Origin of the sequence: Catenulispora sp. MAP12-49 (assembly GCF_041262705.1) — a bacterium.
In the GTDB taxonomy this organism is placed as follows: Bacteria; Actinomycetota; Actinomycetes; order Streptomycetales; family Catenulisporaceae; genus Catenulispora.
On record NZ_JBGCCP010000062.1, the window covers coordinates 1 to 13,689 of the forward strand.

Here is a 13,689-nt window from a genome sequence, read left to right on the forward strand (position 1 = left end):
ACGCTCGGCTTCGCGCTTTGCAGGCACGTACAAAGGCTCAGTGTCATCGGCCTAGGAAAGTAGTTCGGCACATTTAAACAGCATCATGGCGTGGCCAGTGGGTGATTCCAGATCTCCGACGGCTCAAGGCGGACCGGGATTCGTAGCCGTGGTCGTGGGAGAACTGGACGACGTGCCGACGCTTGTAGGCCGTGACTCGCTCGGCAAGGCATCGCTGGTGCTGGTCGACGTGACCCACAACGCTCCCTGGAGGCAACGCCCGTATGTGGTCCGCCCGTGCGGCCTCCCGCGACCGCTCCCTCTGCGTCCGCAGCCGCCCACGCGTGTTGACGATCGTTGCGACGAAACCAGCGACCGCCACCACCGTCGAAACCGGCTCCATGAACTCTCCCGTCCAAAGAATGCATCTGACGGAAGTAAGTGGCCTGAGGCGGTCATGATCGGGAAGCTGGCAACAAGATTATTACCAACGCGCCCAACACACCAGGTGACGGCGTCCGAGCCCAGAATCGGGCTCGGACAACGAGCTGATCATCGCTGGTTCTCGCGGACGGCGAGCCGCTTGATCACGACCTGGTCGAGCGTCAGAGCCGGTGGCGTCGACCGCGCGGTCTCGACCACGATTCGGCACGTGGAACCGGAGTATGGAGGCACGGGAAACGCCACCACTCATACACCACAGCTCTCGGATCAGACCCTATGACGGCCCGGTCGGCGGCCGAGGGCATCCCCCTCTGAAGATCGCAAAGACCCGCCCTGACCAGGCTTCCAAGAAATTGCGATCGGCGCCCGGCGACTACGGGTGGAAGCCCTGCGGGCTCCACACGATCAATCCAAATATAGCCTCTGACCTGCGCCTAAGCATTGATAAGATCATATGTGGAGCCAAGGGGACTCGAACCCCTAACCCCCTGCTTGCAAAGCAGGTGCGCTACCAATTGCGCCATGGCCCCGTTAGAGCGGTCCGCCTCCCGAACCCGGAAGGCGGACCGTGCCTCGGCTCTAGCTGCCGAGGAAGCCGGATGAGCGGTTCTCAGGCCGAAGGGACCGGGTCGGTCGCCTCGGTCCAGAGGTCCTGCTCCGACTTGTCGGACTGGACCTGCCGGTAGACCAGCAGACCGCCGATGGCAGCCACAGCGAGCAGAAGCAGTTTCTTCACGTGGCCACCTCCCTTCTGGTAGACGTCTGTGCCCCCGAGCTTAACAGCAGCGGGGCCTGTTAGGAGCTGTGAGCGGTACTACGCAAAAATGCGGAGCCGTTCCGCTCGTCGCGAGTACGGATGTCTACGCGCCCTGTCCAGACGCCGTCCAGACGCAGGCCAGGGGCGGTCCAGAGCCCGTCCGGGCTCCGGCGGAGCCCGGCCCGCTCCGGCGGCGCGCCGACGCGGACGCCTCGACGCGAAGGTGGCGTCCGGCCCGGCTCCGGGGAGAAAGACCAGGCCAGACGCCGTGCCCGGCGCGGCGCGCGGCAGTTCCTCCCGGACCCACACAGACCGGGACGAACCGCAGCGCGCCGAGCGCGGGCGGGTTCATAGCACCTCAGGGGCGCCTCAGTAGCGCCCGAGGGGCACCTCAGGGCCGCGCGTACGACACCAGCGGCATGGTGCTCACCGCGGCGATCTCGACGTCCGTGCCCGGGTGCGGCGCGTGGATGACCAGGCCGTTGCCGATGTACAGGCCGACGTGGTCCACGTAGCTGCTGTTCCCGTAGAAGAACACCAGGTCGCCCGGCTGGGCCGAGGAGGCCGGGACGGCCGGCAGCCCCTGCATCTGCGCCGTGGCGGTGCGCGGGATCGACACGCCGGCCGCCTTCCAGGCCGCCTGGGTCAGTCCCGAGCAGTCGTAGCCGCCGGGGCCGGTCGCGCCGAAGATGTACGGCTTGCCTATCTGCGACTGGGCGAAGGCCACCGCCGCGGCGGCGCGGCCGGACACCGACGGGATCGACACCTTGGTCGAGCCGCTGGAGGAGGAGCCGGAGGAGGACGAGCTCGACGATGTCGAGTTCTGCGACGCCGCCTGGGCGGCCGCCACGGCCGCGGCGCGCTGCCGGGCCTGCTCGGCCTGCAGCGCGGCCCGCTGCTGCGCCTGGAGCGAGTTCAGCAGCGCCTGAGCCTTGGCCACGTCGCCGTCGTACTGCTTCTTGGTCGCCGCGGCGGCCTTGGTCTGCTGGTCCAGCAGCGCCATCTTCTCCGCCGCCTGCCGGGCCTTGGCCGCCAGGTCCGCCTTCTGCTGCGCCAGCAGGGTCAGGGTGTCGGCGTTGTTGGCCTGGACGCGGCCGACCGTCGCCGACATCTCCATCATCGTGGAGGGGTCGGCCTGCAGCATCACCTGCAGGGTCGGGTCCATGCCGCCGCTGCGGTACTGCTCGGCGGCCAGGCCGCCCAGGCGCGTGCGGGTCTGGTCCATGGTCGCCTGCTCGGCGGTGATCTGCCGGTTGATGCCGTCGACCTGCTGCTGCAGCTTCGCCTGGGCATCCTGGGCGGCGTTGTACGCCTCGTCTGCGGAGGCTTCCTGCTGGTAGAGCTTGTTCAGCTGGTCGTTGACCTGCGCGATGGTGGGCTGCGGGTCGGCGTTGGCGACGCTGGGCACCAGGACCATGGTCCCGGCCGCGGCCGCGCCGAGGGCCAGCTTCGTGTACTTCGGGGCACGCGGACGACGATGTCGGGCGGTGACACTCATGCGAGCTTCTTGGCTCCGTCTCCTCCTTGTCCGCCTACCGGGTTAGCTGACGGATTCGGACTGAAGAAGTAGCCCTACGGTGGCACGCGCACACCTGACGGCGAGTGCGCGCCGACCGATTCACCCCACTGGCGCCACCCTCGCTTAACCGCTCGGGCCGCGCCGACGAACCTGGTTCCCCGGCTCCGCGCGTGCGCGGATTCGGCGGTGCCCCGACGCCCGGAACCTGCTGGCCCGTTGGGAGCGGCGAAGCCCTGTGGACGTTAGTCACCGTCGGCCTGCCTAACAAGCGACAAGTCCATGATTCGTTCAGCGAACGCTTAGATACCGGCCACCCTTCGGGCAGGGACGGAAACGGGCTGTACATGAGAAAGATGGCCCAGACGCCCCCGTTTCGGGGGCGACCTGGGCCTGGGACACGGATGTCCGGTTAGCGGAAAAAGCGAATCCTGCGACGTTTGTTGCCCGCCGTTGTGACGTCGGTCTCAAACGCCCGTTCGCCCTTGGCGTCGCTGAACGACCGCACGTTGAGCATGGCGGCGTTCACGGGGTGTGCCTTGTCGTCGTCCGCAGGACTCTTCACGGACACCGGCGGCATGACGATCTCCACCGGTTCGCCGTTCATGTCCGGCAGGACCGCGCCGACGATGCGCACCTCCTGCGGATCCTTCGGACCCGACTTGGCGCCGGGGCCGTACAACAGGTTGCTGATCTCCAGCCAGGTCTGCTCGACGTGCGAGATGTAGTCCAGGCCGCGTCTGCCCAGCGGCGCGTCGCCCACGGCTTTGGCGTTGAACCGCCCGTAGCCCAGGATCCGGCCGAGCAGGTCCCGCTCCACCCGCATGTCGTTGACCTTGCCCAAGGGCAGCGCGTCGAACGACCGGGTGATCACCCCGTGGGTGTGCAGGATCCGCTTGTTGGTCACTATCAGGAGGTCCTGGTTCCACACTGCGAGGTTCCAGAACATATAGAGGAAGGCGATGCCGGCCACCGCCCACGCACCCAGGCGCAACTGGCCCGCGTCGGGTGAGGAGAAGATGTCGATGCCCATCGCGGCCACCGCCGCGGCGACCGCGATCAGCACCGGGATGATGATCGCGGCCAAATGGTGTCGTACCGCTATGACCAGACGCTCGCCCGGCACGAGGTACCGCTTGGCGCGGTCCTCGAGCTCGGGCCGGAGCAACATCCGGCCGTACAGCGGCGGTGATGAGTCGGACACGTCGGGATACCGTCTGCCCGATCAGCTCGTGACGAGGTTGTGGAATGTGTCACCGAGCGTCTTGCCGACGCTGGCGACCCAGTTCAAGGCCCCTTGGACCAGGTTCCCCGCCCCTGACGGGTTCTGGACCACGAAGTAGATCAAGAAGAGCACGATGCCCCACTGCACGGCCGGCTTGAGTTTCACGTCAGATCCCCTTCATCTGGACGGTCGAGGTGCCGCGCGACCGGAAGTCAGCATCATGCGAAGCGTTCCCGGTTCACTCCTACCTAACAGCTTCCCCACTGTGTCAAAGCCTAGCCGGGGCAACGGGTTTTGATGTGGTCCAGCGGCAAGGCTGGCGATAACGACTCAGTGGACTTCTGCGGCAGGAGGCACACAAAGGCAGCATTCCCCGGCTAGGTTGATCGCATGCAGATCGGTGTCTTGACCGAAACCGCCCCATTTGAGCGCCGCGTGGCACTCACCCCCGAATCCGCGGGACGCCTGATCACCGCCGGTCACAGCGTGTACGTCCAGTCCGGAGCCGGCGATGCCGCCACCGAGGGCGACGACGCGTACCGCGCCGCGGGCGTCATGATCGCGAAAAGCTCGGAAGAAATCTTGGGGAACATCGATCTCTTGACCGCTGTCGGACAGCTGGACCAGCAGACCGCGGCGAAGCTCAAGCCGGGCACCGCCGTGATCGGACTGTCGTCCCCGAAGGACGGCCGCGGCCCGGCCGGCGTCCTGGTCGACCGGCACGCCAGCTTCTTCGCGCTGGAACTGCTCCCCCGCATCACCCGCGCGCAGTCGATGGACGCGCTGTCCTCCCAGGCGATGGTGGCCGGATACCGCGCGGGCCTGATCGCCGCCGAACGGCTGCCGCGCTTCTTTCCGCTCTTGATGACCGCCGCCGGAACTGTTCCGCCGGCCCGCGTCGTGGTCCTGGGCGCCGGCGTGGCCGGGCTGCAGGCGATCGCCACGGCCAAGCGGCTCGGCGCGGTCGTGGAGGCCTACGACGTGCGCGCCGCCGCGGCCGAGGAGATCCGCTCGCTGGGTGCCAAGTCGATCACGTTGGACGTGGAAAGTCAGACCTCTGGCAGCGGTGGCTACGCCAGCGAGCAGGCCGCCGACGCCGCAGACCGGCAACGCAGGGCTCTGACCCCGTACGTGGCCGCCGCCGACGCGGTGATCACCACCGCGGCGGTCCCGGGCCGGCCGGCGCCGCTGCTGGTGACCGCGCAGATGGTGGAGCGGATGCGGCCCGGCTCGGTGATCGTCGACCTGGCCGCGGACAACCCGAACGGCGGCAACTGCGAGGTGTCGCGACCCGGCGAGGACGTCCGGCACCACGGCGTGCTGGTGCACGGCGGCCGCAACGTCCCCAGCCAGCTGGCCGCGCACGCCTCCCGGCTGTACGGCGCGAACATGGCGGCGTTCATTCTGGCCATGTGCCAGGACGGGGTGCTTTTATCAACACCCGAGGACATCGCCGGCGACGAGATCGCCGCCGCCTGCTGCGTGCTGCTGAAGGGTGAGTTCAGATGAGTTCCACCGCGTGGTTGACGGTCTTCGTGCTGGCCGTCTTCCTCGGCTTCGAGGTCATCTCCAAGGTCTCCTCGATCCTGCACACGCCGCTGATGTCCGGTGCCAACGCGGTGCACGGCGTGATCCTGGTCGGCGCGATCATCGCCACCGGGTCCACGACCGACAACCTGCAGCTGGCGCTCGGGCTGCTGGCGATCGTGATGGCCACGGTGAACATGGTGGGCGGGTTCGCCGTCACCGACCGGATGCTGGGGATGTTCGCGAAGCCGAAGCGGGCGCCGGGCGGTTCGGGGGCGGCTGGGGCTTCCGGTGGTTCCGGTGGTTCCGGCGCTTCCGGCGCTTCCGGTACTGGCGCTTTCGGCGCTTCTGGTAGCGCGGCCGGGTCATCTGCTTCTCCTTCTTCCTCTTCCTCTTCTTCTTCCTCCTCCTCCGGAGAGGCCGGCAAGTGAGCAGCGCCTGGAGAGACACCGCGTACCTCATCGCGGGCGTCTGTTTCATCCTGACCCTCAAGGGCCTGTCGGCGCCGCGCACCGCGCGCATGGGAACCGTGATCGGGTCCTGCGGCGCCGCGCTGGCGGTGGTCGTCGCCCTGACCACGCCGCACCTGAAGCACCTGGGGCTGATCGTCGGCGCGATCGTGGTCGGCGCCGCGATCGGCCTGCCGACCGCCCGGAAGGTGCGGATGACCGCGATGCCGCAGCTGGTCGCGCTGTTCAACGGCGTCGGCGGCGGAGCGGCGGCGCTGGTGGCCGCCGTGGAGTTCCTGCGGCCCGGCAAGGGGATCGAGCACGCGGCCACCGCGGATCTTGCGGCCACCGCGTTCACCATCCTGGTCGGCGCGGTCTCGTTCTCCGGATCGATGATCACGTTCGCCAAGCTCCAGGAGCTGATGACGACCCGCCCGGTGGTGCTGCCGGCCGGGCGCTGGATCACGATGGGCGTCGCGGCGGCCGCGGTGCTGTTCGCGGTGCTGCTCGTCCCGTGGCCGAGCACGGCGCTGATGGTGCTGCTGGCGTTGCTGGCGCTGGCCTTCGGCGTGCTGTTCGTGCTGCCGGTGGGCGGCGCGGACGTGCCGATCGTCATCTCCCTGCTGAACGCCTTCACCGGTCTGACGGTCGCGGCGAGCGGCTACGTGCTCAGCAACACCCTGCTGGTGATCGCGGGCACGCTGGTCGGCGCGTCCGGAACGCTGCTGACGCGGATGATGGCCGCCGCCATGGGACGTCCGCTGACCGGGACACTGTTCGGGGCGTTCACCGCCACGGCCGGCGGCGCCGCGTCCGACGGCGACGGGGCGGCCAAGCCGGTGCGGACCTCCTCGCCGGAGGACGTGGCGATCCTGCTCGGGTACGCGCGCAAGGTGGTCATCGTCCCGGGCTACGGACTCGCGGTGGCGCAGGCCCAGCACACGGTGCGGGAGGTGGCGGACCTCCTGACCTCGCGCGGGGTGCAGGTGTCGTACGGCATCCACCCGGTCGCCGGCCGGATGCCGGGGCATATGAACGTGCTGCTGGCCGAGGCGAACGTGCCGTACGAGTCGCTGCTGGAGCTGGAGACGGCGAATTCGGAGCTGGCCTCGGCGGACGTGGCGGTGGTGATCGGCGCCAACGACGTGGTGAACCCGGCGGCGCGCCAGCCCAGCGGCTCCCCGATCTCGGGGATGCCGATCCTGAACGTGGACCAGGCGCAGCAGGTGGTGTTCTGCAAGCGTTCGCTGCGCCCGGGGTTCGCCGGGGTCGAGAACGAGCTGCTGTACGCGCAGAACACGTCGCTGTTGTTCGGGGACGCGAAGGAAAGCATGGGGAAGGTGCTGGCGGCGCTGAAGGCGCAGTGAGACTTTCGCCACAGCCGTGAGGCCTTCGCCAGATTCGAAAACGCCCGTGGGACCGGAGCTCCGATCCCACGGGCGTCGTCTCTTATGTCAGGCGGTGCCGTACAGGCGGTCCCCGGCGTCGCCGAGGCCCGGGACGATGTAGCCGTTCTCGTTGAGCCGCTCGTCGATGGCCGCCGTGACAATCGCCACAGGGATGTCGAGGTCGGCCAGCGCCTCCTGCACGGCGGCGACGCCCTCGGGCGCGGCGAGCAGGCAGACGGCGGTCACCGAGGCCGCGCCGCGCTCGACGAGCAGGCGGATCGCGGCGATGAGCGTGCCGCCGGTGGCCAGCATCGGGTCCAGCAGGTAGCACTGGCGGCCGTGGAGCTGCTCCGGCAGGCGGGTGGCGTAGGTGGAGGCCTGCAGCGTGTCCTCGTTGCGGACCATGCCCAGGAAGCCGACCTCGGCGGTCGGGAGCAGCCGGACCATGCCGTCGAGCATGCCCAGCCCCGCCCGCAGCACCGGCACGACCAGGTGCCGCGGACCGCTGAAGGTGACGCCGTGCGCCTCGGCGACGGGCGTGGCGACCGTGCTCGGCTCCACCTGCGCGTTGCGGGTGGCCTCGTAGGCCAGGAGGGTCACGAGCTCGTCGGCCAGCGCGCGGAAGGTGGGGGTTCGCGTGCGCGCGTCCCGCAGCAGAGTCAGCTTGTGAGCGACAAGCGGGTGGTCGACGACATGAATGGACACGGTGGGCATGGGCAAACGGTATCCGACGAGCCGTAACGCTGCACCGGTAAGTACTGGACAAGCACATACGGTGACAAGGTAACCTCTCAAAAAGGTCAAACCGCCGGCTTCCGGAACAGGGGACCGGCGCGATGTGAAGGCGGTGACCAGCACATGCCCGCAGACCAGTCGCGACCGCAGCCAGCACCGGCGCGGGAGGCTCGAGACCGCAAACGCCGTCGCGAGGACTTCCTCGCCGACCTGGCCGAAGCCCAGCGCCTGCGCGAGCGCGTCGCCCCGCGCCGGGCCCGCATGGCGCGGCTGAGGCAGCAGCAGTTGCTGAGGACGTTCTTCTACTGAACCCCCCAAAAGCCCCATTGCCACAACACCCCGATTGGCCCGACCGGTCGGTGCTCCACCGACTCGGCGCCGCCAGTCCCCAAAAGGGGACGGCGGCGCTTTTTGTGAGGCCGATCGCCTATGGCATCGGTCACACCAGACCGCCAGGCGATCCCCAAGCCCCCGACCGACGAGACTGGACCCATGACGGCACCCCCGCCCACGCCCACCCAGCGCCGCTACGAACCCTGGATGCGCCTGGCCCTGGCCGAAGCCACAGCAGCGGAAGCCACCGGCGACGTCCCCATCGGAGCCGTCATCCTCGACCCCGCCGGCACCGTCATCGCCACCGGCCGCAACACCCGCGAAGCCGAAGGCGACCCCACCGGCCACGCCGAACTCGTCGCCATCCGAGCAGCAGCCCGCACCCTCCACACCCGAGCCACCCAAAAAAATCCCACAACCCCCACCACCTGGCGCCTCACCGACTGCACCCTCGTCGTCACCCTCGAACCCTGCACCATGTGCGCCGGCGCCATCGTCCTATCCCGCCTGACCCGCGTCATCTTCGGCGCCTGGGACCCCAAAGCCGGCGCGGCAGGCTCCCTGTACGACGTCCTCCGAGACCCCCGCCTCAACCACAACCCCGAAGTCGTACCCGGCGTCCTCGAACCCGACTGCCGCAACGCCCTCGACCGCTTCTTCGAACACCACCGCCGAAAGTGAGCGAAGCACCCCCACAGATCCGGTAAGGTATTCCACGGTGACGTGTCCGAGCGGCCTAAGGAGCACGCCTCGAAAGCGTGTGAGGTGCAAGCCTCCGTGGGTTCAAATCCCACCGTCACCGCAGGTGAAGGGCGGTAGCCGGTTGACTCGGCTACCGCCCTTCGTCATGAGGGTCTCAGATACGGTCTCAGTACCCCGCTTCTGACCCCTTCTCGTCGGTGCCGGCCTGGTCCTCCTCGACCACTCCGGAGGGCTCCTCCGTGACCTCCTCTGGTGGCTTCCAGATGAGATCGCCAACGAGCTTGGCGACGTCCTCTCGCATCTCGCCCGTGACGTGCTGGTACCGGGTGGCCATGGACTCGGAAGACCAGCCCATCAGGTCCATCACGATCCGGTTCGGAATCTTGAGCAGCAGCAGGACGGTAGCGGCGGTGTGTCGCGCGTCGTGGAGCCGGCCGTCACGGATGCCCGCGGCCGCGAGAAGGTCCTTCCACCTCGTGTAGTCGGTACGAGGGTTCAGCGGCTCACCTGTCTCCGAGGTGAAGACGTAGCCCTTCTCGGCCCAGACGCTCCCGGCGTCAGCCTTCTCCTTTGCCTGCTCGTCCTGGTGATTGCGAAGTAGCTCCACCAGCTCAGCAGGAAGTGCGAGAGTCCGAACTCCAGCTTCCGACTTCGTCTCTCCCGTCTCGTCTCGCGCTGCAACTCGTGCCGGGCAGTAGCCCGCCTTCTTGCCGCACGGGTTCGTACATCCGTGCTTGTACTTCGGTCGCAGTCGGTTCCGCCAGACGTTCAGGCTGCCAGCGGCCAGATCGACGTCCTCCCACTTCATACCAAGCACTTCGCCCTGACGAAGCCCAAGCGCCAGAGCAATCGCCCACCGCGCGCTGTTCCGCTTCTCAACGGCCTTGGCAAGAAGGCACTGCACTTCCTCGACGCTGTACGGCAGGATCTTCTTCTTTTTGAGCTTCGGCGGATGGGCGAGAGCAACCGGATTCCGCTTGATGTAACCGCGCCTCAGCGCCTCGTTGAACGCCGTCTTTGCAGTCCGGTGAGCCTGGTGTGCCGTCGCTGCCGAACTTCCGGCGGCCTGCATCTTGGCGTAGAACTTCTCGAAATGCTCCGGCGTAATCCGCTCCAGCCGGTGAGCCCCCAGGCCGGGAATCAGGTGGACGCGCACCGCGACTTCGTACGCCGCGAGGCCGTTCCCGCTGTCGCCCGTCGTTTTTGAGGCAATGTGCTCAATCCAGTAGTTCAACCACTTGGCTACGGTCCAAGCGGGGCCGGCCTTGCGTGCCGTCCCGTTGTCTCGCTCCCTTTCCAGTTCGTGAACGGCCTTCTCGACCTCCTTGCGTGCTCGTTCTTCCTGACCGGGCTTCACCTTGCGCTTCACGTGGCGACGGTCGGGCTTCCCGTCGTCACGGATGCCCATCGTGACGCGGCCATGGCAGTAACCGTCACTGCCGAAGTAGATGGTTGACTCGCCGTTGGCTGCGCGCGTTCCCTTCGGTTCCTCCTCCGGGTCCTTCTTCACAGCCATGTCATGCCTCCACTTCGCTCGGGCCGTGCTGCTCAGCAACCAACCGGCCGAGATAGCCGTCAATCGCACTCACCGGCACGCGGCGCAGGCGCCCGATGAGGACGGATTCGACCTCGCCTGATTTGAGCAGGGCGAACATGGTGGTTCGTCCGATGCCGATGGCGTCGGCCGCCTGTTCGACGGTGAGCATGGTGCGGGGCTGGTTCATGCGGTCTCTCCTGTCGGTGAATTCAGATGGTTAGGGCCGCCGCATCGCCGCAAAACCCGCAGAACCGGGTTTTGCGGGTTTTGCGGCGATGCGGCGGGGGTCAGGTCCCGATTTCGGGGTGAGTCTCGTAGGCCGGCGTCGAGGGCCTCCCACCGCGCGGTCCGCTCGGCGGGTCCGGGAGTCGACGGATGTAGCCGTGGCGTTCCAGTAGGGCCAGGGCCGCGTCCATGTCCGAGATCTTCGGGAAGCGGCTTCTGGACATGGAGCTGAAAGGCTGCCGAGCGGTGAACCGGTCGGGCCGGTTGCGTTCCAGCCATTCCAGGACGGCGCGGGCGCGGACGATGGATTCGTCCGTACTCATGGCGTCGAAGGCAGCCAGGGCGTGGGTGGTGAAGTAGTCCATGATTCGTACGGCGTGCGCGGTGGTCTCGGCGCTGATAGGTGCGCCGTATCCGTCGCGCAGGTGCTCGGCGACGTGCAGCAGGCCGGCGATGCGCATGGCGTGGCCTACGGCTTTGCTGGCCCAGTCGCGGATGCCGGCCAGGTCGCCGTCATCGGCCATGCGCTTCTCGTAGCGGTCGGACATGTCGCGTTCGACCTGCATCGCCTCGGTGCTGAGTGTCAGCTCGATCGGCTCTTCGCGTTCGGCCATGGTGAGGGTGAGGGAGTGCAGCTGCGCGGCGTAGTTGGCATGGGCTGTCGGCTCGGCCGGTTCCGGGTCGGTTATGCGGTCGCCGAAGTTCACGATCGGCAGCGCGTACAGCCACCGGCCCAGCAGGCCGCGGCCTGAGGCGCCGGGGACGGCGGCTAGTTCGCGCAGCACTGAGGGCTGCGTGCAGATGCCCATGGTCAGGGCGGGTTCGTCGATGGACTCCTCACGGCCTCGGCGGTCCACGCGCAGCAGGTCACCGGCGTGGCCTTTCAGGAACACGTTCAGGCTGGCCTGCCCGCCGTAGCGGCCGGCCATGATGGTGAAAATCTCGGACTCGGCGGACAGCACCGCCAGGCGGCCGTTCTGCTCGGCGAGCATGGTGGCGGCGGTTTCCGGGGTCACGTCGTCGGCGACCAGCCGCGGCTTGGACGGCACCGAGGATTCGTCCAGTTCCGCGGCGGCGTCGCGGGCTTCGGCTTCGAGCTTTGCGCGGTCGGCAGGTTTGGCTTTGGCTGCGGCGGTGGCTGCGTGTGCGGCGCGCTGCTCGGCGATCTGCCGATCGACTACGGCCTGCACAATGACCGGGCGGGCCTGCTGCTGAATCAGTTTCTCGGCTGCGAGCAGCGGCGCGGTCATGGCGTTGAACACCGGGGACTTGCGGGTGCCCGGGGCCAGCGCCGTAACCAGGTATAGGTTCGTCGGTACCGACCAGCGGATACGCGGGCGCACCATCACGCGGACCTTGCCACCGCATGCGGTGGCCAGAGCGCCCAGGGCCACCGAGGCGGCCAGGTCCATCGGGGTCTGTGTCTCGTCGGCGACTGCGGCGACCTTCTCAGCAACCCATGTGGGCAGCGCGTCGCCGGGGAACTCCGGCAGCGTGCCGGTGGCCTTGCCCAGCGGGGTCGGGTCGGTCCAGCCCTTGGTCTCGGCCTCCAGCAACGCGGCGTACTCGGCGCGGACCCGTGCCCGCAGCGGCGCGTCCATGTCCTCGGACCGCCCAATCTGCCCGAGGCGAGTAGCGGCTTGGATGACACGGCGGGCATAGGCCTTGTCCAGAAGGATCTGGGCCCACCAGCCGGCAGAGCCAGCAGTAGGGACCGAGGCCATGCAGGTGTGCAGGTACGGCGCACCGCCGATGCGGTGCAGCTGCTCGCCGAGGGACTGCGCCACCACCAGGGGATCAGCGGGGCGGCCGGCGTCGGCGAGTGCTGTGATGGCCTCCCAGATCTGCTCGTGCTTGGGCACGTAGAAGTCCGTCCCGGTCAGCATCGGCCGAACCTCGGCCAGCGCTGCCGGCGAAAGCATTGCCGCGCCGAGCACCGCGCGTTCGGCGTCCTCGTCGTGCGGCAGCGCCCACTGAAGGGGAACCTCGTCCTCGGCGAACTCCTCGCCGTTGGGATGCAAGAACGGCACGGCGTTCACGCCGACCTCCGCTCATCGGCGCCGACCGGCTCCGGGTAGTCGGCGTAGCCGGCGGGCGCATGCTGGATCGCCAGGCGGGGCGCGGCGTCCAGGGCTTCGCGTGCGGTGGGGCTGATGGTCAGGGCGGCGCGGCGGCGTACGTCGCGCTCCAGCTTCAGCGCCTCGTACTCGGCCGTGTCCAAGGCCAGTTCCAGCCGTTTGGCTGCGCCGAGCTGCGCCAGGCGCTCCCGGTCGGTGGCGCCCTGCTCCCGCAGTGCGGTGACCTCGATGGCGGTCTGGCACTGCATGCCGACGATGGCGGCCTCGTGGGCGCGGTCCTTGGCGCGCTCGGCGTAGCCCTCGTGTCGGACGTCGGCGGCGCGGCGCACGCGGCGGGTGAGCACCCATCCGAGCACGGTCGCCGTGGCGGTCACGATCAGCGGTTCACCGAGTCCGGCGGGGTACGCCATCATGCCGACGCCGAGCGTGACGGCGGTGAGGCTGGCGCATGTGCCGACCAACACGGCGTCTTCGGTGGCCGATGCCCATGCGGTGACGGCCAGGCCGATGATGGCGCCCAGACCCAGCGGGACCATGTCGCCGATGGAGTGGCGGGCGCCGTGGTCGGACCAGTGCCGGGCCAGGGTGAGCATGCAGCAAGCCACGGCCGGGGACGCCAGCGCGAGCGCGATCGAGATCGGGGACACCGGCAGGCGCCGCGGCGTCGCAGTGGGCTGCGGGATGGTGGTTTCAGACAAGGTTCAGCCCTCCCGGGGCGGGTCAAAATCAGGGTTTTGAAGATCGATCCGGTAGTTAGGTCCGCCGTAGCGGGTTAGGTTTCTCACTTCGCGAGT

13 protein-coding genes, 2 tRNA genes, 1 pseudogene and 1 riboswitch are annotated in these 13,689 nt (G+C 68.3%); of the genes and pseudogenes, 6 read left to right on the forward strand and 10 right to left on the reverse strand.

Annotated features, from left to right (window positions below; translation table 11 throughout):
* Window positions 1–880: 880 nt before the first annotated feature.
* The 5 genes from ABIA35_RS47465 to ABIA35_RS47485 all read right to left on the reverse strand — a co-directional run bounded on the left by ABIA35_RS47465 (window position 881) and on the right by ABIA35_RS47485 (window position 4,086).
* Window positions 881–953, reverse strand: a tRNA-Ala gene (locus ABIA35_RS47465).
* A gap of 80 nt (window positions 954–1,033) precedes the next feature.
* Entirely contained in the window at window positions 1,034–1,159 is a 126-nt protein-coding gene (locus tag ABIA35_RS47470) for a DLW-39 family protein (RefSeq protein ID WP_212016801.1), read from the reverse strand.
* Window positions 1,160–1,571: 412 nt separating this feature from the next.
* Window positions 1,572–2,678, reverse strand: a complete 1,107-nt coding sequence (locus ABIA35_RS47475; RefSeq protein ID WP_370336107.1) for an NlpC/P60 family protein — start codon at window positions 2,676–2,678, stop codon at window positions 1,572–1,574.
* Window positions 2,679–2,695: 17 nt separating this feature from the next.
* Window positions 2,696–2,895, reverse strand: a riboswitch (cyclic di-AMP (ydaO/yuaA leader).
* 213 nt (window positions 2,896–3,108) lie between these two features.
* Window positions 3,109–3,900, reverse strand: coding sequence for a PH domain-containing protein (locus tag ABIA35_RS47480; protein ID WP_370336109.1), 792 nt, complete (start codon window positions 3,898–3,900; stop codon window positions 3,109–3,111).
* 21 nt (window positions 3,901–3,921) lie between these two features.
* Entirely contained in the window at window positions 3,922–4,086 is a 165-nt protein-coding gene (locus ABIA35_RS47485; RefSeq protein ID WP_370336111.1) for a hypothetical protein, read from the reverse strand.
* A gap of 225 nt (window positions 4,087–4,311) precedes the next feature.
* On the opposite strand from ABIA35_RS47485, the gene ABIA35_RS47490 reads away from it, so the two are divergent.
* The 3 genes and pseudogenes from ABIA35_RS47490 to ABIA35_RS47500 all read left to right on the forward strand — a co-directional run bounded on the left by ABIA35_RS47490 (window position 4,312) and on the right by ABIA35_RS47500 (window position 7,264).
* Window positions 4,312–5,430, forward strand: a complete 1,119-nt coding sequence (locus tag ABIA35_RS47490; RefSeq protein ID WP_370336113.1) for an NAD(P) transhydrogenase subunit alpha — start codon at window positions 4,312–4,314, stop codon at window positions 5,428–5,430.
* A pseudogene (locus ABIA35_RS47495) lies at window positions 5,427–5,717 on the forward strand (NAD(P) transhydrogenase subunit alpha); the annotation flags it as partial. The gene ABIA35_RS47490 and the pseudogene ABIA35_RS47495, both read left to right, overlap by 4 nt.
* 158 nt (window positions 5,718–5,875) lie before the next feature.
* The gene (locus tag ABIA35_RS47500; RefSeq protein ID WP_370362398.1) at window positions 5,876–7,264 is read left to right on the forward strand and encodes an NAD(P)(+) transhydrogenase (Re/Si-specific) subunit beta; all 1,389 of its coding nucleotides are present in this window, start codon (window positions 5,876–5,878) and stop codon (window positions 7,262–7,264) included.
* A gap of 87 nt (window positions 7,265–7,351) precedes the next feature.
* Here the strand turns inward: ABIA35_RS47500 and upp are convergent, their stop codons facing one another.
* Window positions 7,352–7,990, reverse strand: a complete 639-nt coding sequence (upp, locus tag ABIA35_RS47505) for a uracil phosphoribosyltransferase (protein ID WP_370362423.1) — start codon at window positions 7,988–7,990, stop codon at window positions 7,352–7,354.
* Window positions 7,991–8,143: 153 nt separating this feature from the next.
* Here upp and ABIA35_RS47510 point away from each other — a divergent pair, with 153 nt between their 5' ends.
* From ABIA35_RS47510 to ABIA35_RS47520, 3 genes are all read left to right on the forward strand, one after another.
* Window positions 8,144–8,329, forward strand: coding sequence for a hypothetical protein (locus tag ABIA35_RS47510; protein WP_370362399.1), 186 nt, complete (start codon window positions 8,144–8,146; stop codon window positions 8,327–8,329).
* 183 nt (window positions 8,330–8,512) lie between these two features.
* Window positions 8,513–9,034, forward strand: a complete 522-nt coding sequence (locus ABIA35_RS47515) for a nucleoside deaminase (protein ID WP_370362400.1) — start codon at window positions 8,513–8,515, stop codon at window positions 9,032–9,034.
* 36 nt (window positions 9,035–9,070) lie between these two features.
* Window positions 9,071–9,155 (forward strand) — tRNA-Ser (locus tag ABIA35_RS47520).
* A gap of 66 nt (window positions 9,156–9,221) precedes the next feature.
* Here the strand turns inward: ABIA35_RS47520 and ABIA35_RS47525 are convergent.
* The 4 genes from ABIA35_RS47525 to ABIA35_RS47540 all read right to left on the reverse strand — a co-directional run bounded on the left by ABIA35_RS47525 (window position 9,222) and on the right by ABIA35_RS47540 (window position 13,593).
* Window positions 9,222–10,571, reverse strand: coding sequence for a tyrosine-type recombinase/integrase (locus tag ABIA35_RS47525; protein ID WP_370362401.1), 1,350 nt, complete (start codon window positions 10,569–10,571; stop codon window positions 9,222–9,224).
* Window position 10,572: 1 nt separating this feature from the next.
* On the reverse strand, window positions 10,573–10,779 hold the full coding sequence (locus ABIA35_RS47530) for an excisionase family DNA-binding protein (protein ID WP_370362402.1): 207 nt from the start codon (window positions 10,777–10,779) through the stop codon (window positions 10,573–10,575).
* A 100-nt stretch (window positions 10,780–10,879) separates the two neighbouring features.
* A complete protein-coding gene (locus ABIA35_RS47535; RefSeq protein WP_370362403.1) occupies window positions 10,880–12,856 on the reverse strand; it encodes a DUF3987 domain-containing protein in 1,977 nt (658 codons plus the stop codon).
* Window positions 12,853–13,593: a hypothetical protein gene (locus ABIA35_RS47540; protein ID WP_370362404.1), complete on the reverse strand. Its 741-nt coding sequence runs from the start codon at window positions 13,591–13,593 to the stop codon at window positions 12,853–12,855. The genes ABIA35_RS47535 and ABIA35_RS47540 overlap by 4 nt, the downstream gene beginning before the upstream one ends.
* Window positions 13,594–13,689 lie beyond the last annotated feature (96 nt).